This window comes from Paraburkholderia sp. GW821-FHT02A12, assembly GCF_059422005.1.
Genome location: NZ_JBWKWA010000002.1, coordinates 2,065,911 through 2,087,807 on the forward strand (window position 1 = coordinate 2,065,911; position 21,897 = coordinate 2,087,807).

Below are 21,897 nucleotides of genomic sequence, written 5' to 3' on the forward strand. Positions count from 1 at the left end.
CGCCCGCAGACGAACCGCACTTTATTCGCGCGATATCAGCAGCTAAAAAACCGCGTGATTTGAGCAATGCTGAGTCCGTTACCTTTGGTCCCGCCGGAGACGGCGACGCATTGCGGCAAGGCCGGTGGCAGCAGGTGCAGCGCTGCCATTGGAAATTCACGACTCTCGCAGACACTAATATCACGGATGGATAGGATGACGAAACGAATCGCGGTAGTGACAGGCGGTATGGGTGGCCTTGGAGAAGCGATCAGCATGAAACTGCATGACGCGGACTATGCAGTGGTAGTTACGTACTCACCGAACAACACCGGTGCGGATGAGTGGCTCGCAAGAATGGAATCTCAAGGGTACAAGTTTCGCGCCTACCCCGTGGACGTGGCCGACTATGACTTGTGCCAGCACTGTGCGGCGAAGATTCGGGCTGAGGTTGGTCCGGTCGACATTCTCGTGAACAACGCGGGTGTCACGCGAGACATGACGCTTAAGAAGCTGGATAAGGTCAACTGGGACGCGGTCATCCGAACCAATCTGGATTCGGTCTTCAACATGACCAAGCCGCTGTGCGAAGAGATGGTTGCGCGTGGCTGGGGTCGGGTCATCAATATTTCGTCCGTCAACGGTTCGAAGGGCTCCATCGGCCAGACCAACTACGCAGCGGCCAAGGCTGGCATGCACGGCTTCACCAAATCGCTGGCGCTGGAAGTGGCGCGCAAGGGCGTAACCGTCAACACCATTTCGCCGGGTTATCTCGCCACCAAAATGGTGACGGCGATTCCGCAGGAAATCCTGGATACGAAGATCCTGCCGCAGATTCCGGCCGGTCGTCTCGGCAAGCCGGAGGAGGTGGCATCTCTGGTCGTCTACCTGTGCTCCGACGACGCCGGCTTTGTGACGGGGTCCAATATCGCAATCAACGGCGGCCAGCATATGCAGTGAGGCGGCGCAACGCATCAACGCTCACGTCACATTGACCATTCCGCGCGAGGTCTGCTGCATCGTACGCAGAGACCCGCCGGAATACGAAGTTGCCACGCCGTCAGGTCGGAATTACCGGACGGCGGCATGGCGTAGCGACAGTGTGGCTGGCCCCACGGCCTTGGAGTCGTTGGGGGATTGATGCGATACCACTGTTCTTCCAGGAGGAACCCGGCATGAGCGAGACATGGGTGGGGCTGGTGATCGGATGCTCGGCGCTCGCTATCGCGCTGCCACTGGTGATGGCTCACTATCGCCGTGAACGACATCGGGCACGACTGCTTCGACACCTGGATCATCATGACTGGTGGTATCGCACGCGTTGGCGATAGTGACCGCTCCACTCGCGTATTCAGAAATACAGATCACATGGGGGATCCAATGACGACTGCTGCCCGTCACAAAAACGATCCGTTGTATCTGGAAGAAATGGTGATCCGGCTTGATCAGCTATCGTGCGCACCAATCTTATGTGGGAAAATCAACGTGATGAAGAAGACGAGAATTTCGATCATTCTGTTCGTGCTGGCCGTGCTCAGCCCGCTGGCGCATGCGAGCCTGGCTACAGGTGCTCACGAGTTCAAGAACGATGTCAAGACGGCAGGAAAGAAGAGCGGACATGCTGTGCGCGATGCCGCGCACGCGGTCGGCCACGGTACGAAGAAGGCCGGCCATGCCGTTGCCGATGCAACAAGGCACGGCTATCACGCGACGAAAAAGTTCGTGACAGGGCACGAATAAGTGTCGCTTCGCGGCAACTGAGGCGGCGACTGCGGAGCCGGCCACAACCGCCCGACCGCCAGCTTTCGTGGCATTAGGGGCCCAGCTGCTACGTCACGTGGGGTTGGACGCCCGGCAGTTTGCGTGTGGCGTCATCGGGCAGAAGCCGGCCAGGAGCGGTCCTCCATGCATGAGCCACAAAGCAGCCGTTCGGCGGTGGACTTGGAGCACACCCAGCGGGCAGGCTGGCTCGAAGTAGCCGTCGCACTCATTTGCGCCATCGCGCAATGACATCACCAAACGTCACGTCGCGCCATTGCTCCTTCCACTCGTTGTGAACTTCGACACTCTGGGAGTGTGGCTCGGGGCTTGGAAGCGGCATTTTGGTGACTGCCGGTAGCAATACAGCATCACCCACGACGACGCATTCGCCATGCGCAAGGTTTGGCAAGCTTTCGGTAATGAGTTTTTCCTTGTTTAATAAGTTGTTGTGTGCGTAAGTACCGAGCCCCTTACGAAAAGTTACGTTAGCAAAGAAAAATGCTGTCCCCGTGTGACGAGCCGTCATTAGACGGCGGTGTTTTCGCGAGTGGAACAGCTCGAATAGCTCGTCCGAACACGAAAGCGTGTCGCCCGGCGATACACATTTTCGCGTCGCGCCGCCCACCGTATGCAAAACGGATATATGCACGGGTTCGCTGCGGGAGCAAAGCTTTCGTCGGCGCACGCCGACCGACTCACTGCTGACCCATATGCTGGCGCCCGACTGACCGGCCCGTCCGCCCATTGTTCGCGAGACGACCCGTCGGCATGCCACTTCGTCTACTGCGACAGCGGAGGTCACTATGTCTTCATCCTGTTCGACGTCACTGCCGAGCGCGCCTCACTCGTCCGTCGAGGTTCCGTCTCCACAGGGCCTTACCGCGGACCAATCGGCTGCCGGTGCAGCGGTGCGCGGCACCACGAAATCTCGCGGCGGCCATGCGACGCTCGATGCACTGCGCGCGCTCGGCAAGCAAACCCAAAAGGCGCTCAAGGCGACCGGCAAGACCGTCGCGACGCCGTTCTACAGCACCACGTGGGTAGAGCCGCGCCGCGCCCGGCCGAAGCCCAAGCTCGACCGCCTGCTCACGCCGGACGCCGACGCGGGCCGACCGCGCTCGCTCGGTCGCAAGCACGAGCGCAACATTGCTTCGCTCCCGCTGAACGCCAGCGCCGAAAGCAAGGCGAAGCCCGCGCACGAAAACATACAGGCCGGTCTGCCTGCGAATCTGCTGACCGCGCACGGAATGCCCGAGTACGTGAAGCGGCAGTGGAAACAAATCGAAACCGCCGGACGTTTTATCGAAGCGGATGTCGACGCGCTCGTCGCAGCGCTGCAGCAACTGGCGTCCGCCCGCGTCGCCGCCGGCGTCGACCCAGCCGACGCATTTGCGAAGGCGGTGATGGTGTCGCACGCATTGGCACAAGCGAGCGACAGCGACCCCGCGCGCGCGCGGCATGCACTGCAAGCGCTGCGCGGCGACGGTGCCGCGGCGGACCCTGCGGTGCAGGCCGACGCGCTGCGTTTGCAGATCGTGCTGGGCAAGAGCGGCGTCGGCCTCGACACGCTGCTGCAGATCGCGCCGCACCTGATCGGCCCGCGCGTCGCCGAGGCCGGCTCGGAAGCTGCGGAAATCCAGCGCGACGCGTTCCGGCATGCGTTGCGCGCGGCCGGCCATCTGCTGCAAAGGCAGCCGCTGCCCGGACTGACCAGCCTCGAGCAGCTGGCCGATCTCGCGGACACGAATCTGCCCGCCGCACAACGCACTCGCACGGTCGAACCGAACCCGGCCGGGTCCGCACGCGACGGCACGCATTGGAGGATCGATCCGCGCGACACGCTCACCGCGAAAGCGCTGGTGGCCGCGCTGACGCTGAAGGCGGATCCGCGCGCGGAGCTGCCGCCGCACCTGGCCGACGCGTATCTGGCATGGCGCAACGGCTTCAGCAAGGAAGGCCCCGGCACCGAGCTGGAGCGCACGCGCGAGCGTTCGTTCAAGCTGTTCAAGTACGTCGAACGCGCCGCGTCTTACGGCAAGCTGGGCCGGGTGCTGTCCGGACTGGCAGGCAAGAAGAAGTCGCCGCTCATTGCGTTGCAGGCCTTCGGCACCCGCGGCGCGCTGTTCGGTCACCCGGACGATCAGTTCGCGGCGTTCACTACAGCGCTCGGCTCGGTGAAGCAGCGTTTGCGCGATGCGCTGCTCGGCAACACGATGCCGCAGCGCGAGCGAGCGCTGTGCGCCGCGAGGCTCGCGGCGCTCGATCACTGGGAGCAGCGCATGGCCGCGAGCGGCCTGCGCGAGCACACCCGGCTCGGCCGCGCGGAGCGCGACACGATCGCCGTGCGCGCGCGGGCGCTGATGTCCAGCGGGCCAGTCATCGGTGTCGCCGGCGAAGCGGTCGACGATGCCGATCGGCAGCCCAGCCGCGCACGCAATGTAGCGCTGATACGCGAACAGGTGGACGGGTTGAAGCGTCTGACGCCCGCGCACCTCGAGAGCTGGGCGCGCGAAGCATGGGCGCTGGCGGATGCCCCCGTACCGACTGAGGTCGAGCAACACCTCGGCCGCTTCCGCCAGTGGTTCGACCGGGACGTGCGCACGCATGGCGACGGCACCGACGCGCAATTTACCGCGCTCGAAGAACTGATCAGGACCATGCCGGACACGTACGACATGCGCTTTACCGGCGGCGGCAGCTACGGCGTGGCGAGCGTGCCCGCCGAGTCGCTGGCGGCGCTATCGAGCAAAGCCGCCATACCGGCGCTCGTGGCGCTGCCGGACGGCGGCTACCTGAAGGGCCGCCACGCGGTGATGGACATTGGCTCGAGCGAGCATTTCGGCCACCTGTTCATCGGCTCCGACGCGCGCACATCGCGCTATGGCGGGATCGGCGCGTTCGCCGGCTGGACCGTCGGCGGCAAGAAGCACGACGTCGCGACGATCGGCGTGTCCGGCGGCGTGCGCTTCGGCCGTACGTCGGGCGGCGCGCGCGGCGTGTCGATCCGCGTGCGCCGCTCCGAATCGGAACGCATCGGCGGGCCGCCGGACGCGTGGCGCAGCAGACTGGTCGACGTGCTCGCGACCGCACGCACCTGCGGCCCGGCAGGCGGTCCGCCCCGCAACGCCGACGAGCTGTGGAGCGGTCTGGCGCGCAAGTTCGCGAAAGACCCGGCGGTGTCGATCAACTGGACCGAAAACCGCAACGAGACCGGGTACGTGAGCGGTTCGGCCAGTGCAACCGCGCGCTTCGGCACGCCGCGCACGCGGGTGGGGCCGGCGTTTTCGGCTGCGCTGACCAGCTCGGCTACACGCAATCGCATCGACGACAAGACCGGCAGCCTCGCGGTAAACGCGGCAACCAACAGTCGCGGACTGTCCGCGACGGTCAGCGCGACGCTGGTCGAGACCCTGCCGGGCGCCGAGCTGCCGCATGGCGGGGTGCCTGCGCACGAGCGCGGCCGCGTTGCCGCGCTGGGCTTCCCGACGGTGCCCTACGTGGGCATCGGCACGACGCTCGTCGTCAACAACACCGCTGCGGCACTGCGCGTGGGTCGCGACGGCGATCGTGTCGCCGCCAGGCTCTCGTTCAAAGACACCGAGTTCGGCACCTTCGAGGAGTTCAAGCAGTACGTCGATCACTACCGCCCGCGATTCGTCAGCGGGCAAGGCGGCGGCGAAGAAGCCCAGCGCAAGCTCGACGAGATGCTGACGCTCGTCGGACACGGCCACGCCGGCAACGTGATAACGGGTGAGCGTCGTTATATGGCCGACCACGCGGGCAAGCGGCTCGACTTCCTCTACAAGTTGCGCGGGCACCACGAGACGCAGCCCGCATCGTCGGCGCGCGCGGCCGAGTTGGCAAAGATCGACGCCGAGATCGCCCAGACGCTCGGCGACGACAGCAGTTGGCGGCGACCGACGCTGTATGTACTGGAGGCGCTCGCCGCACAGCGCACGGCCGGCCTGTCGTTCATGCTCAATGCGCAGAGCACGCAGTCGGTGTCGGGCGTGCGTGAGCTGTCGGTACTGGTGCCTACGTCGTCCTGATCGCCGCGGTCAATGCGGCGATATCCACGGGTGCAGGTGCGTGATACGCGCGCCGTGCCCCGGCACTCAGCCGATCAGAACCCTTCAACGATGCGACGATTCAACGATGCCGTTCTCATGATTATGGGCTCGAGCCCATAATCATGAGTATGGTGTGGTAAAAAATATGTCGCGGTGCCTCTCAATGCCCCTGTATTGCCTACCAGGTTGACGCGTCCATGACAACATAATTTCAGGCTGATACTGATATTCCACTGATCAACATTGGGGGAATATCATGTTTGAGACTCTCTTTACGCGTCCGCATGCTCTTGCTGCCCACACTCTCGCGCCCTGCGTGGAATCCAGGAAGCGCTTCCTCGTAAATTGTCAGGAACTGGGTTATCCGCCTAAGTCGATCCGCAAGATCGCGTGGATCCTGCTGGTTTTTTCACAGAGCATGGATCTGTCCGGCCCACGGTTAATAACGCACGAGGAAATCGCGTTTGCGGTTGACCATCGGATTCGACTTCTCCGAAGTAAGCGCACGAACGAGTCCCGCAGCTCGCGGCTTCTGTTCATCCATACCGCAACGGCCTGGCTGCGCTTTCTGGGGTGTCTGGACGAACGGCATCCCACGGAAGAACCTTTTGTTCGCTATGTCGAGCACTACGTCGATTTCATGCGCGACCAGCGAGGACTTTCCCCTGCTACGATTTCAAACTGTCGCGATCAGATCGGTCATTTTCTGACAATGGTCTGTCGCCCTGACAGGGCACTTGATGCTCTCACTATCCACGATCTCGACACCTACCTCGCGTATCAAGGTAACCGCGGCTGGAGCAGAGCTTCATTGCACGCGCTTGCGAGCACGCTGCGCAACTTCTTCCGGTACGCAGAAGGACAAGGGTGGGCTACCAACGTTGCATCGGGCATTGAAGCACCAGTGGTGTATAGAGAGGAGGGGTTGCCGCTCGGGCCGAATTGGGAGGATGTGCAAAGATTCGTCGCCAGCTTTGTCGGCGAGAGCACTATCGATCTACGCAACCGTGCGATGATCCTGCTGCTTGTTGTCTACGGACTGAGGCGCGGCGAGGTGGTACGGCTCCGTCTGGAGGATATAGACTGGTGCAGCGAGATCCTTCATGTCCATCGTCCCAAGCAGCGTTGCACACAGCAATACCCGCTGGTGCCGACAGTTGGAAACGCGATTCTGCGCTACCTGAAGGAAGCGCGTCCACGAAGCGCCCATCGCGAGCTGTTCTTGTCTGTCGAGGCACCGATCCGACCGCTATCACCCGGACGCGTAAGTAGCATTGTCCGCTCGCGTCTCGCGACGCTTGGTATCGATATCCCACGACGTGGCGCACATTGCCTGAGGCACGCCAACGCCCGGCATTTACTCGACGCGGGCTTTGCCCTGAAGGAGATCGGGGACCATCTCGGCCATCGCAGCGCTTCGTCGACGAGAACCTATGCGAAGGTTGACCTAACCGGACTGGGGTGTGTGGCCGAAATCGATCTGGGGAGTCTGCTATGAAGCTCTCCGAACTTGTCGCCCAATACGTGAGCCATAAACGGGCGTTGGGCATGCGCTTCGATTCCGAGGCGGCCACGCTTGCCTCATTCTGCCGCCGGGTTGATGGCAACATTGATGTGGAGTCGGTCACAGTCGAACAGGTACACGACTTCCTGACTGGCAATAGGCCTCTGACCAACCATTGGGGCAAGAGAAGATCAGTACTTGACTGCCTGTTTCGTTTCGCCCTCTCGCGTGGATATGTCACGGCTTCTCCGCTTCCTCGCTACAGTCCGAAATTGCCGCCACCGCTGACACCCTATATTTATTCGCAGCAGGAATTAAAGCGCCTGCTCGAAGTGGCGTCGACGGCATGCAGTCCATACGGTCTGCTGGATGCATACGTTTTGCGTGCGCTCATTCTGATTCTGTACGGCGGTTGCCTCCGTCATGGCGAAGCCTTGCGGCTAACCATGCAGGACGTCAATCTCGACGAAGCCGTCCTGCACGTGCGCGAGAGCAAATTCTACAGATCGAGGCTGGTTCCGCTAGGCGCAGATCTGAATAGTGCAATGCAAGCTTATGCCCGGCAACGCAACCAGAGATTTGGGCAGGCACCGGCTGCGCCGTTCTTCTGCTTACGCGATGGTCGCCCCCTGACCCAAAAAGCTGTGTGTAGGGCCTTTCAGCGACAGCGCATCCTGGCAAATATCCACCGCGAAGGCGGTGCGTTCTGCCAGCCAAGGTTGCATGACTTGCGGCACTCAGGCGCAGTGCACCGGCTAATTTCCTGGTATCGCTGCGGCGCTGATCTGCAGCTGTTGTTACCGGCACTGGCCACCTATCTCGGCCACATTGATCTCGCGGGCACCCAACGCTACCTTACCCTAACGCCCGAGTTGTTGAATGAAGCGAGCACGCGCTTCGAAGCTTACGTTCTGGAGGTGCACCATGAATAACTCATCCTTGCTGGGTCCGTGGATCCGGCGTTTCCTGATCGAACATCTGGTGGGCGAACGCAACCTTGCCGTCAATACCCAAAAAAGTTACCGCGACATGCTCATCCTGTTGCTTCCTTATCTGGCTGCCAAGGTCGACAAGCGGATTGACCGCCTGACCGTTGATGATCTATCTCCGCAAATGGTTCGCCTGTTCCTGACACACATGGAAGAACAGCGTCACTGTACGGTCAGCACACGAAATCAGCGACTCGGCGGCATTCATGCGCTGGCCCGTTTCATCGGCGAACATGCACCGGAATACGTCGACTGGTGGGCGCAGATTCACCTGATTCCCGTCAAGAGAACCAGTCGTCCGGAGATCAACTATCTTGGCAAGCAGGAAATGGACGCCCTGCTGGCCGCCACCGACGTGAATACGGCGCAGGGGCAGCGCGAACACGCGTTACTGCTGTTCATGTTTAACTCAGGCGCGCGTGCAAGCGAAGCTGCGCAACTCAAGATTGGCGACATTGACTGGCACACGCGTTCGGTCAGCATCGTCGGCAAGGGGAACAAACATCGCCGCTGCCCGCTCTGGAAATCCACGCTCGATGCGTTGCGCTCACAGTCCGGGGGAAGGGGCGCCGCCGCACCGGTGTTCCTCAACCGGTTCCACCAGACGATGACGCGCTCCGGTATTCATGCCTTGGTCAAGCGCTGCGCTATCCGCGCTGCAGCCAACGCGCCGTCACTTGCTGGCAAGAATGTGCACCCACATGTGATCCGGCATACAACCGCCTCGCTACTACTCCAGGCCGGTGTCGACATCAATACGATACGCGGCTGGCTTGGGCACGTTTCGTTGGAGACGACCAATATCTACGCCGAGATCAATCTGCAAACAAAGGCGCGGGCGCTGGCGACATGCGAAGTGGAAGGCAGTGCCGAAGGACAAAAGCAATGGCGCGATCAGCCCGACCTGCTGACCTTCCTCCGCACCTTGTAACCGAATAATATGTGCTGTTCGCTTGCCACAAAGGCGCTGCCTTGGCCTGGTTCGTTATCGAGCAGCACATATTTTTTACCACACCATACTCATGACCCCGACCCCGGTCGTTGCATGTGCCTTCCGGCCATGCCTTCAGTTGGGCCCACAACGACTCGTTGAGCTTTCCACGGTGGACACTGGCATCCAGGTTGCCGAGTTTCCGCTGGATTTGTTGAGGTCCGTTAATTCCGCTAAGGAAACTACAAGGGCTTCCCCGTTAAGCGCAAGCTCAAGCGTGGTTCTTTGTTAATGTGCTGCAATGCCGTTCGGGTGCGTGTGAGAAGGTGAAGGACTGCGGTACTACAGCCGGTCATGTTGGGCCTTTGGCCCGGACCCTGATGAAAGACGCGCGCGAGGGCCTCGTTCGCTGACCGGGAATGAAATCCCTGTAGCCTTATCAGGTACGCCCCACGCGGGTCCAACCCGCTTCACATCACCGCTGGCAGTGCAAAGTGATCGTCTATTCGCTCATGATGTCCGTCGCGCTGGCAGGTTAGGGTCGATGGATCCGCACGGTGGTCATGCTGCAACGGTTTCGTACCTGAAGTCGTCGTCGTATTTCAGGATCGACCAGGCCATTCGCGCATTCTTGGCCGCAATGGCGACGGCCGCACGCCAATATCCGCGCCGCTCGACCAGGTTTCGTACCCAGCGGCTGATGCGGTCCTGCTTCTCGCCGAGATTCGCAATGACGGCGCGAGCTCCGAGCACCAGCAGACTGCGCAGATAAGGGTCGCCTGCCTTCGTGATACTGCCCAGCCGTGCCTTGCCACCGCTGCTGTGCTGGCCCGGCGTCAGACCGAGCCATGCGGCCACCTGGCGTCCATTCCAGAAGTCATGTCCGGCACCCAGGCTCGCAAGCAAGGCACTGGCCGTCGTCGGTCCGATGCCACGCAATTGCATGAGTCGCCGACTGCGCGCATCCTCACGCGCGATTTCGCTGATTGCGCGATCGTATTCGACCAGCCGGTCCTCGATGTTGCCGGCATGCTCAAGCAGATCGCTGATGGACCGCCTGGCCCAGCCCGGCAGAGCATCCAGATGTGCGACGATTTCTCTTCGCAAACGCTCGGGGCTCTGTGGCAACACCACGCTGCCATGATGAAAGCCTGCCTTGTCGCCTTGCTGATCATGGTGATAGCCAGCTGCGCCGCCTTCGAACCGGCCGTCGCGATCGCGCAGGCGCCGCTGGGTCAGCGGGCTTTACCGCCTCTCGCAGCCGACGCGGGTGATCCGGCCAAGCAGCCCGCGATCGATAACCTGCTCAACGTGATCGACGCGCAACAGCGTGTCAGTGCGATCGCCAATAGTGCGCGCACGCAGGCGCAGCAAATGGTGCCGTCGATCCTGTCGGAAGCGTTGCGCGCGAACACGACGCTGTCGGAGCAGGAAAAGCAGGCGGCCGTACCGACGCTGCAGAAAGACGCCGTGCCGAAGATCGTCGGCTCGGCCGGCGAGGTATTCACGACCAGTCCGTTCAGGCAGGCCGCAATGCAACTGGAAGCCGACGCGTACAGCCGGTACTACACGGCGCAGGAAATCGACGATCTGACCACGTTCTACGAGAGCCCGGCTGGGCGCAGGTTCCTCGCAGTGCAGGACCAGTTCGGGCGTGAGGTGGTGAACAGCCTGATGGCCAAGTAGAGGTCCTGTTGGCGGCGGTGCAAATCCGACACTAAACGGCGGCGCAAGGTTAAGTAAAAGCGTCAACAACCGTGGCCAGTCGTTGGCGCCCATGGTCGAGCGTGCCGGTCGTTAGTCAGAATGGATCGGCCTCGTTGTCACGAGGAGGGTGAGGGTTTCCAGGAGGCGAGCGCTGTTCGCGCAGCAGTTCATTGAGCGCAATCTGATAGTGCCGGACGCTTGCGGCTCAGTTTTTTGCGGAACACGGCCTTTCCTTTTGCGTCCTGCCCATGCAGATGAAAGCTGTGTTTGCCCAGATCGATACCAACGAGCGTTACGTCGTCCATGATGGTCTCCAGTTCGGTATGAACACTGCCAGCCTAACCTGTCCGGCGGGGCGGGGCGGACCATCACATTAGTTGGGGAGGCTCCCAGGACGGCCGCTCGAGCATCTGGGCGCGGCGCAGAGTTTCGCAAAGCCAAACGCGCCGTGCCCAACACCCGTTGGTCGCAATGCCGATCGGGCCTCCCCCAGTAAAGAGCTCCCGGGATCAAGAGCGGCCACGACTTTGCGCACAAGCCCGTAGATGCAGGGCGTCCCCTCAATGGCGGAAAGGACGCCAAGTGTGAACGCCAGGTCCTGCTCTTTACCACCGGCGATCAACGTCTCCTGCCGAGCCTCAAGCCCGCCAGACAGGACCGGAAACACCGAGGCGAGCAGCCTTGCTCCGTCATAAGTGAGCAACTGTTGCGCGGCGTCAAACCAAGTCCGAGCGCCTTCGAGCACGATGTCGAGAGCGGCCGCGAGCGGAGATTTATAAGTTCGTGCACGGCGTATGGAATCGCGTCATACCCTGTCGCTGTTGCCGGGTAAGTATGGAGACTGTCTATGAAGCGTCCAGGCCGTTCGCTTTGACCGTCTTGCGCTGATAACCTCCAGTAGCGAGCAGCAGGCTGCGCGTGTAATCGTCCTCAACCTGCTGCGCGCGGATCGCATCGATACCGAGTTCTTCGACGATCTCGCCGTTGCGCATCACGGCCACGCGCGAACAGAGAAAGCCAATCACCGCGAGGTTGTGGCTCACCAGGATCATCGTCAGATTGCGTTCGCGGTGGAGCCGTCGCAGGAGATTGAGGATTTCGGCCTGCACGGACACATCGAGCGCAGATGTCGGTTCGTCGAGCAGCAGCACGTGCGGCTCGACGATCAGCGCCCGCGCGATCGCGACGCGCTGCCGCTGGCCGCCCGACAGCTGATGCGGATAGCGGAACCGGAACGCCGGACCCAGCCCGACCTCGCGCAGCGCGTCGGCGATCCGCTCGTCCTGCCGGTCGATGCCATTGATCGTCAACGGTTCGCGCAAGGTCTGATCGACCGTGAAGCGCGGGTGTAACGATCCGTACGGATCCTGAAACACCATCTGCACGTCCCGGCGGGACGAGCGATCGATCTTTTCTCCGGGGACATGCGAGCCGATTTTCATCTGGCCGCCAGCGGCGGGCGCGAGGCCCGTCAGCGCGCGCAGGATGGTCGACTTGCCAGAACCGGATTCGCCGACGAGTCCAAACGCTGCACCTTCACCCACGTGAAAGCTCGCGTTGCGGACCGCATCGAAGTAACCGGTCTTCGTTTTGAACCGAACCGTCAGGGCCTTGACATCGATCATGCGGAGACTCCCGTCGATTGAGTGAGCCACGCCGGGTCGCGCTTCAACACAGGCAGTTCATCAAGCGGATTGACGAGCGGCGGATTCGCCGCGAGCAGCCCGCGCGTATAAGGATGCTGCGCATGCACGAGATCGCGCGCAGCGCACGTTTCCACCACGCGTCCCGCGTACATCACGACGACGCGGTCGCAGAACGACATCACAAGCGGCAGGTCGTGGCTGATGAAAATGAGCCCCATGTCGTGCTTTTCGATCATCTCGTCGAGAATGCCGAGCACCTGCATCGACACGAGCACGTCGAGTGCGCTGGTGGGTTCGTCGGCGATCAGAAGGCGCGGGCCGGACGACACCATCATCGCGATCATCACGCGCTGGCCCATGCCGCCGGACAACTCGTGCGGATACGCATCGGCGACGCGCTCCGGATTGCGGATATGCACGGCAGCGAGCGCCGCGACGATCTTCTCGCGTATCTCACGGCGACTGAGTCTCGGGCCGTGCAGTGCGAACGCCTCTTGTATCTGCTGCGCGACCGTCATCACCGGATTCAGCGAATATTTCGGGTCTTGCAGGATCATGCCCATCTGCTGACCGCAAAGCAGCCGGCGCCTGTGCGGGGGCATCGCCAGCAGGTCTTGGCCGTCGAACTTCATGGTCTTCGCGAAGTATTGCGCGGCTGGCGGCAGCAGGCCGAGCAGCGCGCGCCCGGTCAGCGATTTGCCCGAACCGGATTCGCCGACGATGCCCAGGCGCTCGCCCCGGTTGAGCGTCAGCGACAGGCCGCGCACGGCTTCTGTCAACTCGCCGTCGCGACCGCGAAAGCCGATGCGCAGATCGTCGATGTCGCACAGCGGCTGCGTTGTATTGGGCTGCATGTCAGCCTCCATGACGCGGATCGAAGACGTCGCGCAGACCGTCACCGAGCAGATTGAACGCGAGACTGACCAGAAGGATCGCAAAGCCTGGGATGGTGGCAACCCACCAGGAGTCGAGCAGCACGTTACGGCCGGATGCGACCATGAAGCCCCACTCGGGACTCGGCGGTTGTGCGCCAAGCCCCAGAAACCCGAGACCCGCGACAGTGAGAATGATGCCGGCCATGTCGAGCGTCGCGCGCACGATGACCGACGACGAGCACAACGGCACGATATAGCGCAGCAGGATGCGCAGCCGCGATGCACCCTGCAGGCGCGCGACGTGAATGAAATCGGCCTGGACGAGCCGCAACGTCTCGGCGCGCGCGAGACGCGCATACGCCGGCCACGCGGTAATCGAAATCGCGATCACCGCATTGATGACGCCGGGGCCGAGCGCGGCAGCGAACGCCAGCGCGAGAACGATTTTCGGGAACGCGAGCGCCACGTCGGTGATCCGCATCAGCACGTTGTCGACCCAGCCGCCGAAGAAGCCGGCGGTGGTGCCAATCAGCAGGCCCACGGGAACGACGATCACCACCACGAGAATCGCAATCGAAAGCGTGAGCCGCGAGCCGTATATCAGGCGCGAGAGAATGTCGCGTCCAAGCTGGTCGGTGCCCAGCCAGTGAGACGCGGAGCCGGGCGGCGTAAGGCGGTCGGACAGCACCTGCTGCAACGGATCATGCGGCGCGATCAGCGGTCCGATTGCCGCGACGACGATCAGCAGTGCAAGAATCACAAAACCGAAGACGGACAGGGGATTGCCTGCGAAACGCTGCCAGCGGCGATAGGCAAGACCGAGCGCGGCCTGTTTGCGGGACGCGGGCGTGTCGCTCAGCAGCCAGTCTTTCCAGTGTCGGGGCGCGGCATTCATCGGCCAGTCCTGCGTTTGCGCAGATTCATCGGAAGGGGGGAGCACGAAAGAGACCTCCGGGACATCAGAGCGCGCGCGGATCGAACACGCGATAGAGCGCGTCGGTCAGCAGGTTGAGCGCGATGAACGTGACGCCGATCACAAGCGTGCTGCCGAGCACGGCATTCATGTCGGCGTTCAGCAGCGCACCCGTCAGATACGAACCTATACCTGGCCATGCGAAGACGATCTCAGTCAGCACCGAGCCTTCGAGCAGATAGCTATAGGTGAGCGCGATCACCGTCAGCAACGGCACAGCGATGTTGCCGAATGCGTGACGCCAGATCACACGCCGCTCGGACAAACCTTTCGCACGCGCAGTCGTGATGTATTCCTGGCTTAGCTGTTCAAGCATGAACGAGCGCGTCATCCGGCTCAGATACGCCACGGAGTAGTAGCCGAGGATCGCCGCAGGCAGTGCGATGTGCGAGAAGGCATTGAAGAATACGTCCCATTCGCCGGCGATTATCGAATCGATCAACAGGCTACCGGTGTGCGTGTCCACCATGCCATCGAACACAGGATCGACACGCCCCGGTCCCGATACCCAGTGCAGTTTCGCGTAGAACAGCAGCAGGCCCATCAGACCGAGCCAGAACACAGGCATCGAGCTGCCGACCAGCCCGACGAAGCGCGCGACGTGATCGATCCAGCGGTTATGGCGCACGGCGGCAATCACGCCGAGCGGCACGCCGATCAGCACGCCAAGCATCGTCGACAGCGTCGCCAGTTCGAGCGTTGCGGGGAACACGCGCTGGATGTCTTCGATGACGGGGTGCGCGGTCAGCAGCGACATGCCGAAATTGCCGTGCAGTACATCGCGAACGTAGATCAGAAACTGAACCGCGAGCGGTTTGTCCAGACCGAGCTGGATGCGGGCCGCCGCGTACGCCGTCGCCGACGCACGATCGCCGAGAATCGCCAGCACCGGGTCGATTGGCACCTTGCGGCCGATCACGAACGTGACCGCCAGCAGACCGGTGAACGTGATTACGAGCGTGACGATCCAGCGAACGAGGCGCAACGCCCAGCGTACGCTGGCGCTTTCGCCTGAAAGCGCACGCATGCGGTCGAAAGTCGTGAGGGGAGTCGACATGATGAGTTCCTCGGGCGAAGGCGAAGCCGCGGCAGTTTCGCCTTCGCCTGATCCGTTACTGCTTCTTCAGATCACGATACGACACGAGGTCGTTGATCGGACCCACTTCGAGACCCGTCACGCCCGGGCGCGTGGCTACCTGCGAGACCTGCTGGAACACGACCACGAACGGCGAGCGGGCGAGCATCTGCTTCTGCATCGTCTGGTACATCTCCGCACGCTTTGCCGTCGACGATTCTGCAAGCGCCGCGTTCGTCTCTTTGGTCAGATCCGGAATGTCCCACGAATTGCGCCACGCGAGCATCTTGTAGCTCGATTTGTCGGAGTTGTCCGGATTCCACGCGAAGCCCTGTGCGTTGCTATGCGGATCGATGTAATCCGCCGACCATTCGCCGATATAGATATCGTGCGAGCGCGAGCGGTACTTCGCGAGCGTCTGCTTGTTGTCGCCGGGGATGATCTGAACCTTGATGCCACCCTGTGCGAGATTCGCTTGAACGGCCTCCGCAATTTCGCTGTATGGGTAGCCCGTACGCACGTCCATTGTCACTGAGAAGCCGTTTGGAAGACCGGCTTTCGCGAGCAGCGCCTTCGCCTTCGTGACGTTCTGCTGATAGGGATTCGTGTTCAGCGCGCCGAGAAACCCTTCGGGAAGGAACGTTTCGTGGACCTTGTAGGTGGTCTTGGCGACGTTGTTCTGGATGCCGTTATAGTCGATCAGCCACTTCATGGCTTCCTGGACTTCCGGCTTCGCGAGGTTCGGGTTCTTGACGTTCAGGCCGAGATACAGCAACGTGGCCTGGGGCACCGCGCTTACGTGCGCCTTGCCCGACTTTGTCAGCGCGGACAGATCGTCTGGACTCAGGTTGCGCGCGACATCGACATCGCCGTTCTCTAGCAGCAAGCGCTGGCTCGATGCTTCCGGCACATGACGCAGCACGATGCGCTTCATCGCGAGCGGCATACGATAGCCATCGAAGCGCTGCAGCACGATGCTGTCGTTCGCCGTCCACTTCACGAGCTTGTAGGCGCCGGAACCAGCCTCGTTCGTCCGCAGCCAGTCGTTGCCGAAGTCATTGCCCTTCTGGTGCGACATCAGCAGCTGTTTGTCGAGCACCGAGGCGGGCCACGCGCCGAGCACGTTCAGTACGAACGTCGGTGCATATTTCTGGTCGGTTGTCACGCTGACGGTTGCGTCGTCAACCTTCTTCACGTTGTTCAGCACGTTGTCTTTCGTGAGGCCGATACCTTGCAGCACCGCTGCCGCGCCCTTATCGAGCAGGACCGTGCGCTGGATCGACCAGGCGACGTCGTCCGCGGTCAAGGCGTTGCCTGAGTGAAACTTGAGGCCCGGACGGATCTTGAACGTGAACGTGAGGCCGTCGGGGCTCACGGTCCACGATTGCGACACATCGCCATTGAATTTCGACGGGTCTTTCAGGTCGACGCGTACCAGCCGGTCATAGGTGTTCGCGACGTATTCTTCCGGCACCAGTTCATAGACTTCGCCGGGATCGAGCGTCGTGAATTCGTCGAGGAATGTCGCCATGACGAACATGTCTTTCGGCGTGGCCGCCTGGGCGAGGCCGGCCGCCGTGAACGCCAGGGTCAGGGCGGAGGCGACCGCTGCCGCCGCCAGCGCATTGCGCAATACCAGTTTCATACTTGCTCCGTAAGGAATGGGGTAGAGCCTGTAGGGGAACAACGGATGCTGGAATTAGAAAGCCACTACATCAGACGCAACGGGCCGCTTTCGCTGTTGTCGATGAGCGGCAGTACACGTAAATCGGGCAACTCGTAATGCCACCATTCGCTCTTGATGTGCGCGAACCCCGCGGCATGCATTACGCCCAGCAGCAGCAACCGGTTGCGCTGCACGTGCTCGGGCAGGTCAGGATGAAAGTGTTCGGACTCGATCGTCATGGCATCGAAGCCCGTGCCCATGTCGAGTTCGCTGCCGCTCGCATCGAGCAGCGTCAGATCGAGCGCTGTGCCGCGGCTGTGGTTCGAACCCAGGCCGAGGTCGGCGACATACGTCGGATCGGGCAGGAAATCCCACAGTACCTGTTGCGCCTGTGGCGGACGGTACGCGTCAAAAATCCGCAGTGTCGTGCCGATGCTCCTTGCGATTGCGACGGCCTTGCGCAGACCCGCTTCGGCAGGGGCGAGCAGCAGGCAATGCGCCGCCTTGTAGATCGGCTTGCCGGTCAGGTTGCGATCCGTCGCGTAGACGAGGTCGATGTCGACGCCGTGGCTTTCGGGCGTGATGTGGATCAGTCGGTGTGGTACGGTCATCGAAAGGGCGCGGTTGAATCCTGCGTAAAGAGGGTTAGAGATCGAACTGATCGAGTTCGCGCTGCAATTCGCGATTGCGTGCCACGCGTTCGTCGATCGTCGGGCCGTGCCTTTCGACGACCGACGTGATCAGCAGATTGAACAGGCACGTCAACGGCGCGAGCGAGTCCCAGAACTGGCCGACATCGGTTTTGACCTGCAGCAGGTCGCACTGGAAGTCGCGCGCCCATGGGCAGTAGAGATCGGTGACCAGCGCGAATGGCAGGCCGCGCCGTGTGGCGGCCTCGCAGTAGCTGCGGGCAATGCGCGAGTACGCGCGCGTATCGGTCACGACGAGATATGGCGATGCAAACCCGGAGTTCAGCGAATCGACGTACGAACCCGACATGCCGTCCGAAAAGAACACGCGCGGGCGGATGTATTCGAGGTAGCTGGAAAAGGCGTTGCTGATGCCGCGCGTCGATTGAATGCCGAGGATGTACACCGCATCAGCGCTGGAAAGGCGCTCTGCGATGCGCGCGAATGCCGGTGTCTGCGCAAGCTGATAGACGTGCTGGATCGCGTCGAGCTCGAGCTTGAGTGAGCGCGTCAGCGCACCGTTTGCGCCTGCTGTCGTCGCTTCGCCTGGTTTGACTGCCTGTCCCGATTCTCGCGATTGTCCCGACAGCCGGCGGTATTCGTTTAGCCGGTCGGTGATCATCCACGGGCGTTCCTGTGCGCCGCGCAGTTCGCGCTTGAGGTCGTCGAGGTTGCGGTAGCCAATGCTGCGCAGAAAGCGTCCGACGGAAATCCCGCTCGTGCCGGTTTGCTGCGCGATCTGGTCGGCGGTTTCGAGGCCCAGTCGCTCGAGGTTCGCCAGCATGTAGCTGGCGATGCGCTTCGCCGTGGGGGTGAGTTCGGCAAAACGCGATTCGACGGTCTGAGTGAAGGCGGTCGGCATCGTGGCGGTCGGCGTTTGTTATTTACATGTCATTGGTTTTCAAATTGAGATGTATCTAACAGAGCCAATAAAGTCAGTGCCAACTTAAAAAATTAATTGGAGGTGTTTCTTTGATAGGTTTTGGCCGCTCACTGCGTCCGAGCAGCAAGCGCCAGAAATTGCACGAGAAGTACGACTACCCGAAGCTGCGGGCGATGACACCACGTGGGCGAGCTTCGCGGCTCGCCCGATGCTGTACTTCGAGATTTTCGCCGGTCGATCGGTACTGGCATAGAGTCTTAGCGCGGCTTGCCGAAGCTGGTCGGCCCGGCTCCCCGTCAAGCCGATGTGGGGAGACCACACGCGCGGCGACGGGTTGTCTACTGCGTGACTTCTGTGCGAAATCACGAATTTGGGCGAAGGCCTTTCGGTCCCATTTCAACAAGCGTGTGAGCGTGCCCCGATACCGGCTCCATATCCGGGGTGGCCCGCGTTTGAATCGGGGGCGTGAGGGCTTCCGCTGCGGCCGTGTCAAGCGCCCGAAGAAATCGGCTCGCGTCGACGAACAGGAAATGCGCGGTAAGTAAATGGCGGCTGAGGGGGACATCCGGTGTGCCGCTCCTGCTTCCCATTCCAGCAGCCTCTTCCGGCAAGTCGAGGCGATTGTCGACGTGCTTCGTTGCCTGCCTTGTCTAGGCTGCGCAGCCTAGCCGCATCGATCGAGTTCAGCGTCACGCGTAGCCCGAAATCCCGCTCGACCAGATCGAGGTTCAATAGGTGATGCCCCATGCCGAAGGTAAGGGCGAACGTGTTCTTCACGAGTCGGACGATTAGGATGGCTCATTCCGCACGACTGCCCGCGAAGAGCTTTGGCGGGACTTCCTGATTGGTGATCAAAAAGGGGGCCCAAGGCGGGGGAGTCAGGCGCTCTATGTCTTTCACGTAGAGATGAACTGAGCCATCGGAAATCTTGAGTTCGATTCCGTTCTTTGTTCGGTTTGTTTTTACAATTTGCTCGTCTCGGAGCGTGGAGTCCTTAACCAGATAAATGGTCAACCGCTCCTTTCTGCTCTGATGCTCTCTCATCGAAGCCCCCCGTTTCTGTATTTTTGCTGTTCGGCAGGGCCTCCGGAACGCGTCGGCCGCGCGCAGTTGGAGACACTGCGCTTGTTTGCTACCACAGTCAATAGCTATTGGCAGACCGCATTGTTGCGACGAGGTAAATCGGTTATTGAACAATATACGTCGACCGAGACAACAGCGCATGGGCGGCACCATGTCAGAGCTGACCAATATCATTTTCAGATTAACTGTGGCTTCAAACGTAGGTCATTGACAAAGTACTTTAAGCTGAAATCGGCCTTCCGTCGGTCATCATGCCCGTTATCTCAGACGAAAGCTTTCAATCCGTAGGCGTTAATGCTGTAATTGGCGTGCAGGCCATTACTGGCAGTCGGGATTGTCCCTCTCGTCCAACCTTGCGGTGAAGATCCAGCTTCCCACAATGCGTTCAATGGCATGTTATGGAGAAGACAATGGCGAATAAACCGATTGGTCTCACACGCGCATGCATAAAGCTTCTTTCATCAACCGAAGCGGACCCCAAAACTTCAAACCAGCACGAGTTCAACGGTGTTGTTCAACTTCAGCAGATCTTCGGAAAAAACCCTTTCGAAATGCCTGCGATCTTCCATCTGCGTGGCGAGGATCTGATCGACACGGCAAACGTCACTTGGTACGACGCAAGATTGAAGAATCCAAAGCGGTCAGAGCACCGCCTTTATTTTCAAACGAACAAGGTGATGTCGCGCGCGCATGAAGGCGATAACATTGTGATCGGGTTTGATAGCGCAGACCGACTGCACTGCGTACTGATACCCAGCGGAGCCGACGGATACCAAAAGGACGCCATCGGATGGCAGCCCGTGGTAAATGTGAGCGCCTGACAGTTTATGCGCTGATAACGAAATAGGCGATCTCCAAAAACTCAACCATCAACATCCTGTAGACCTTAAACCGTCATTGGCAAGAAGTCATGGGCGGACATCGGTTTTCACGGTGAAACGGCAACCACAAAGCCAAAAGCCGCCCGAAGGCGGCTTTCAACTTCTTTGCAGCGGTGACATCACCATGCAGTTGAGCGCTCGTATTGAACTGAAAATCCGGGTGACCCTCCGCTAATGATCACTATTGAGATGGCATGCCGATGTCAATGCGTCGGGAGATCGGGCTTCTACGCGGTAAAGGTCGGACGGCTGCCTGGATTTGGTCATCGGCGAGCGCCTATGCGGCTCAGGGATGGAAACTGGAAGTAACGTACGCACGGCTGCTCACAAAAAAGGGACGACCTTGATTTCCGCGCAATGTTCCGGTTAGAGCGACCTAGGCTGCGCGCGGCCTTGCGGGCTGCCCCTAATAAATATTGTTTGAGAATCAATTGGTTGCTGTCTGGTGCCGAGCCAGCGCTTCTTGGGCTTGCCATAGGCAGCAGGTGTCGGTTCGAGGAGGCGATTGGGGCGACGGTTTGCTACGCGCGCGCGAGGATGCCAGTAACGACCCTGCCTCGGTGAGAAAGTGATGGCAGTCAGGACTGCGTTTCGGTCGATGAAGTGCGCGAATGGCAGCAGCGGCCCCTGGAACCGATGTATCCGGTTATCTTCTTTGACGCCCTGCGCGTAAAAGTACGGAACGAAGGCACGGTCAAGGACAAGGCGATCCCTGCTTCGCTCCTTTAACGTATTACTTGACGAAGCCTCCAAATAAATGAATTGATCGATCTTTCCCTGTACTTCCAACATCGCTGGCACCAGATGCAACGAAAGCCAAGCAGCCGCATCATCTTGACGCCGCTGCTTCATCAGTTCGGAAAGGTGATCAAAGGCAGGAGTTAATTTCTTATCGGCTACCTCGGCAATCGCCTGAAAAAGACGTGACTCCTCGACAGAGTTTACGAGTGATCCGTCCAAGCTCATCTCATCCGCTAAGGTAGCGGCGAAGCTCCTGTTTGCTAGCCTCGCTCGCTGCCGTTGCTGCGGTTGGTTCCTTGTCGCCGGTGAGTAGTGCGGTTGGTGTAGCACCCACAGCACCGTGGACCTTTAGCAAAAGATCCACGGCCAGGGCTGATTTCAGATTCACGTTATCGACGATCGTCACAAGATTGCGGTCAAGCACGCTAGGTTTCCACAACGACA

At 60.8% G+C, this 21,897-nt stretch carries 18 protein-coding genes and 3 pseudogenes; 9 read left to right on the plus strand and 12 right to left on the minus strand.

Going from position 1 to position 21,897, the window contains the following annotated elements; genetic code table 11:
* Window positions 1-195 precede the first annotated feature (195 nt).
* Both phbB and AC07WT_RS30655 read left to right on the plus strand, forming a co-directional pair.
* Window positions 196-939 carry an acetoacetyl-CoA reductase gene (gene phbB, locus AC07WT_RS30650; protein WP_494949859.1) on the plus strand — a complete coding sequence of 248 codons (744 nt, stop codon included), beginning with the start codon at window positions 196-198 and terminating at the stop codon, window positions 937-939.
* Window positions 940-1,467: 528 nt separating this feature from the next.
* Window positions 1,468-1,719, plus strand: a complete 252-nt coding sequence (locus tag AC07WT_RS30655; protein ID WP_494951083.1) for a hypothetical protein — start codon at window positions 1,468-1,470, stop codon at window positions 1,717-1,719.
* A gap of 247 nt (window positions 1,720-1,966) precedes the next feature.
* Here the strand turns inward: AC07WT_RS30655 and AC07WT_RS30660 are convergent, their stop codons facing one another.
* A complete protein-coding gene (locus AC07WT_RS30660; protein WP_494949860.1) occupies window positions 1,967-2,389 on the minus strand; it encodes a hypothetical protein in 423 nt (140 codons plus the stop codon).
* Between the two features lie 154 nt (window positions 2,390-2,543).
* Here AC07WT_RS30660 and AC07WT_RS30665 point away from each other — a divergent pair, with 154 nt between their 5' ends.
* The 4 genes from AC07WT_RS30665 (at window position 2,544) to AC07WT_RS30680 (ending at window position 9,234) form a co-directional block, all read left to right on the plus strand.
* Entirely contained in the window at window positions 2,544-5,789 is a 3,246-nt protein-coding gene (locus tag AC07WT_RS30665; RefSeq protein WP_494949861.1) for a hypothetical protein, read from the plus strand.
* A gap of 277 nt (window positions 5,790-6,066) precedes the next feature.
* A complete protein-coding gene (locus AC07WT_RS30670; protein ID WP_494949862.1) occupies window positions 6,067-7,308 on the plus strand; it encodes a tyrosine-type recombinase/integrase in 1,242 nt (413 codons plus the stop codon).
* Complete coding sequence (locus AC07WT_RS30675) at window positions 7,305-8,246, plus strand: tyrosine-type recombinase/integrase (protein WP_494949863.1); 942 nt, start codon at window positions 7,305-7,307, stop codon at window positions 8,244-8,246. Before AC07WT_RS30670 ends, AC07WT_RS30675 begins: the two co-directional genes overlap by 4 nt.
* Complete coding sequence (locus AC07WT_RS30680; protein ID WP_494949864.1) at window positions 8,239-9,234, plus strand: tyrosine-type recombinase/integrase; 996 nt, start codon at window positions 8,239-8,241, stop codon at window positions 9,232-9,234. The genes AC07WT_RS30675 and AC07WT_RS30680 overlap by 8 nt, the downstream gene beginning before the upstream one ends.
* 561 nt (window positions 9,235-9,795) lie before the next feature.
* Here AC07WT_RS30680 and AC07WT_RS30685 read toward each other — a convergent pair.
* A pseudogene (locus tag AC07WT_RS30685) lies at window positions 9,796-10,368 on the minus strand (IS110 family RNA-guided transposase); the annotation flags it as partial.
* 6 nt (window positions 10,369-10,374) lie between these two features.
* On the opposite strand from AC07WT_RS30685, the gene AC07WT_RS30690 reads away from it, so the two are divergent.
* Window positions 10,375-10,920: a DUF2059 domain-containing protein gene (locus tag AC07WT_RS30690; RefSeq protein ID WP_494949865.1), complete on the plus strand. Its 546-nt coding sequence runs from the start codon at window positions 10,375-10,377 to the stop codon at window positions 10,918-10,920.
* A gap of 215 nt (window positions 10,921-11,135) precedes the next feature.
* Here AC07WT_RS30690 and AC07WT_RS30695 read toward each other — a convergent pair.
* The 9 genes and pseudogenes from AC07WT_RS30695 to AC07WT_RS30735 all read right to left on the minus strand — a co-directional run.
* Window positions 11,136-11,246 (minus strand): annotated as a pseudogene (locus tag AC07WT_RS30695) (IS110 family transposase); the annotation flags it as partial.
* Between the two features lie 540 nt (window positions 11,247-11,786).
* The gene (locus AC07WT_RS30700) at window positions 11,787-12,566 is read right to left on the minus strand and encodes an ABC transporter ATP-binding protein (protein ID WP_494949866.1); all 780 of its coding nucleotides are present in this window, start codon (window positions 12,564-12,566) and stop codon (window positions 11,787-11,789) included.
* Entirely contained in the window at window positions 12,563-13,441 is an 879-nt protein-coding gene (locus AC07WT_RS30705; protein ID WP_494949867.1) for an ABC transporter ATP-binding protein, read from the minus strand. Before AC07WT_RS30705 ends, AC07WT_RS30700 begins: the two co-directional genes overlap by 4 nt.
* Window position 13,442: 1 nt before the next feature.
* Complete coding sequence (gene nikC / locus AC07WT_RS30710) at window positions 13,443-14,357, minus strand: nickel transporter permease (RefSeq protein WP_492594210.1); 915 nt, start codon at window positions 14,355-14,357, stop codon at window positions 13,443-13,445.
* 64 nt (window positions 14,358-14,421) lie between these two features.
* A complete protein-coding gene (locus AC07WT_RS30715) occupies window positions 14,422-15,492 on the minus strand; it encodes an ABC transporter permease (RefSeq protein WP_494949868.1) in 1,071 nt (356 codons plus the stop codon).
* Window positions 15,493-15,547: 55 nt separating this feature from the next.
* A complete protein-coding gene (locus AC07WT_RS30720; protein ID WP_494949869.1) occupies window positions 15,548-17,155 on the minus strand; it encodes an ABC transporter substrate-binding protein in 1,608 nt (535 codons plus the stop codon).
* A 65-nt stretch (window positions 17,156-17,220) separates the two neighbouring features.
* On the minus strand, window positions 17,221-17,787 hold the full coding sequence (ddpX, locus tag AC07WT_RS30725) for a D-alanyl-D-alanine dipeptidase (protein ID WP_494949870.1): 567 nt from the start codon (window positions 17,785-17,787) through the stop codon (window positions 17,221-17,223).
* 34 nt (window positions 17,788-17,821) lie between these two features.
* On the minus strand, window positions 17,822-18,727 hold the full coding sequence (gene sapR, locus AC07WT_RS30730; RefSeq protein WP_494949871.1) for a sap1 transcriptional regulator SapR: 906 nt from the start codon (window positions 18,725-18,727) through the stop codon (window positions 17,822-17,824).
* 510 nt (window positions 18,728-19,237) lie between these two features.
* Window positions 19,238-19,543, minus strand: a complete 306-nt coding sequence (locus AC07WT_RS30735) for a TIGR04141 family sporadically distributed protein (RefSeq protein WP_494951084.1) — start codon at window positions 19,541-19,543, stop codon at window positions 19,238-19,240.
* A gap of 698 nt (window positions 19,544-20,241) precedes the next feature.
* Here AC07WT_RS30735 and AC07WT_RS30740 point away from each other — a divergent pair.
* On the plus strand, window positions 20,242-20,652 hold the full coding sequence (locus AC07WT_RS30740) for a type II restriction endonuclease (RefSeq protein WP_492593863.1): 411 nt from the start codon (window positions 20,242-20,244) through the stop codon (window positions 20,650-20,652).
* Window positions 20,653-21,312: 660 nt separating this feature from the next.
* A pseudogene (locus tag AC07WT_RS30745) lies at window positions 21,313-21,435 on the plus strand (transposase); the annotation flags it as partial.
* Window positions 21,436-21,679: 244 nt separating this feature from the next.
* Here AC07WT_RS30745 and AC07WT_RS30750 read toward each other — a convergent pair.
* Complete coding sequence (locus tag AC07WT_RS30750; protein WP_494949872.1) at window positions 21,680-21,877, minus strand: hypothetical protein; 198 nt, start codon at window positions 21,875-21,877, stop codon at window positions 21,680-21,682.
* Window positions 21,878-21,897 lie beyond the last annotated feature (20 nt).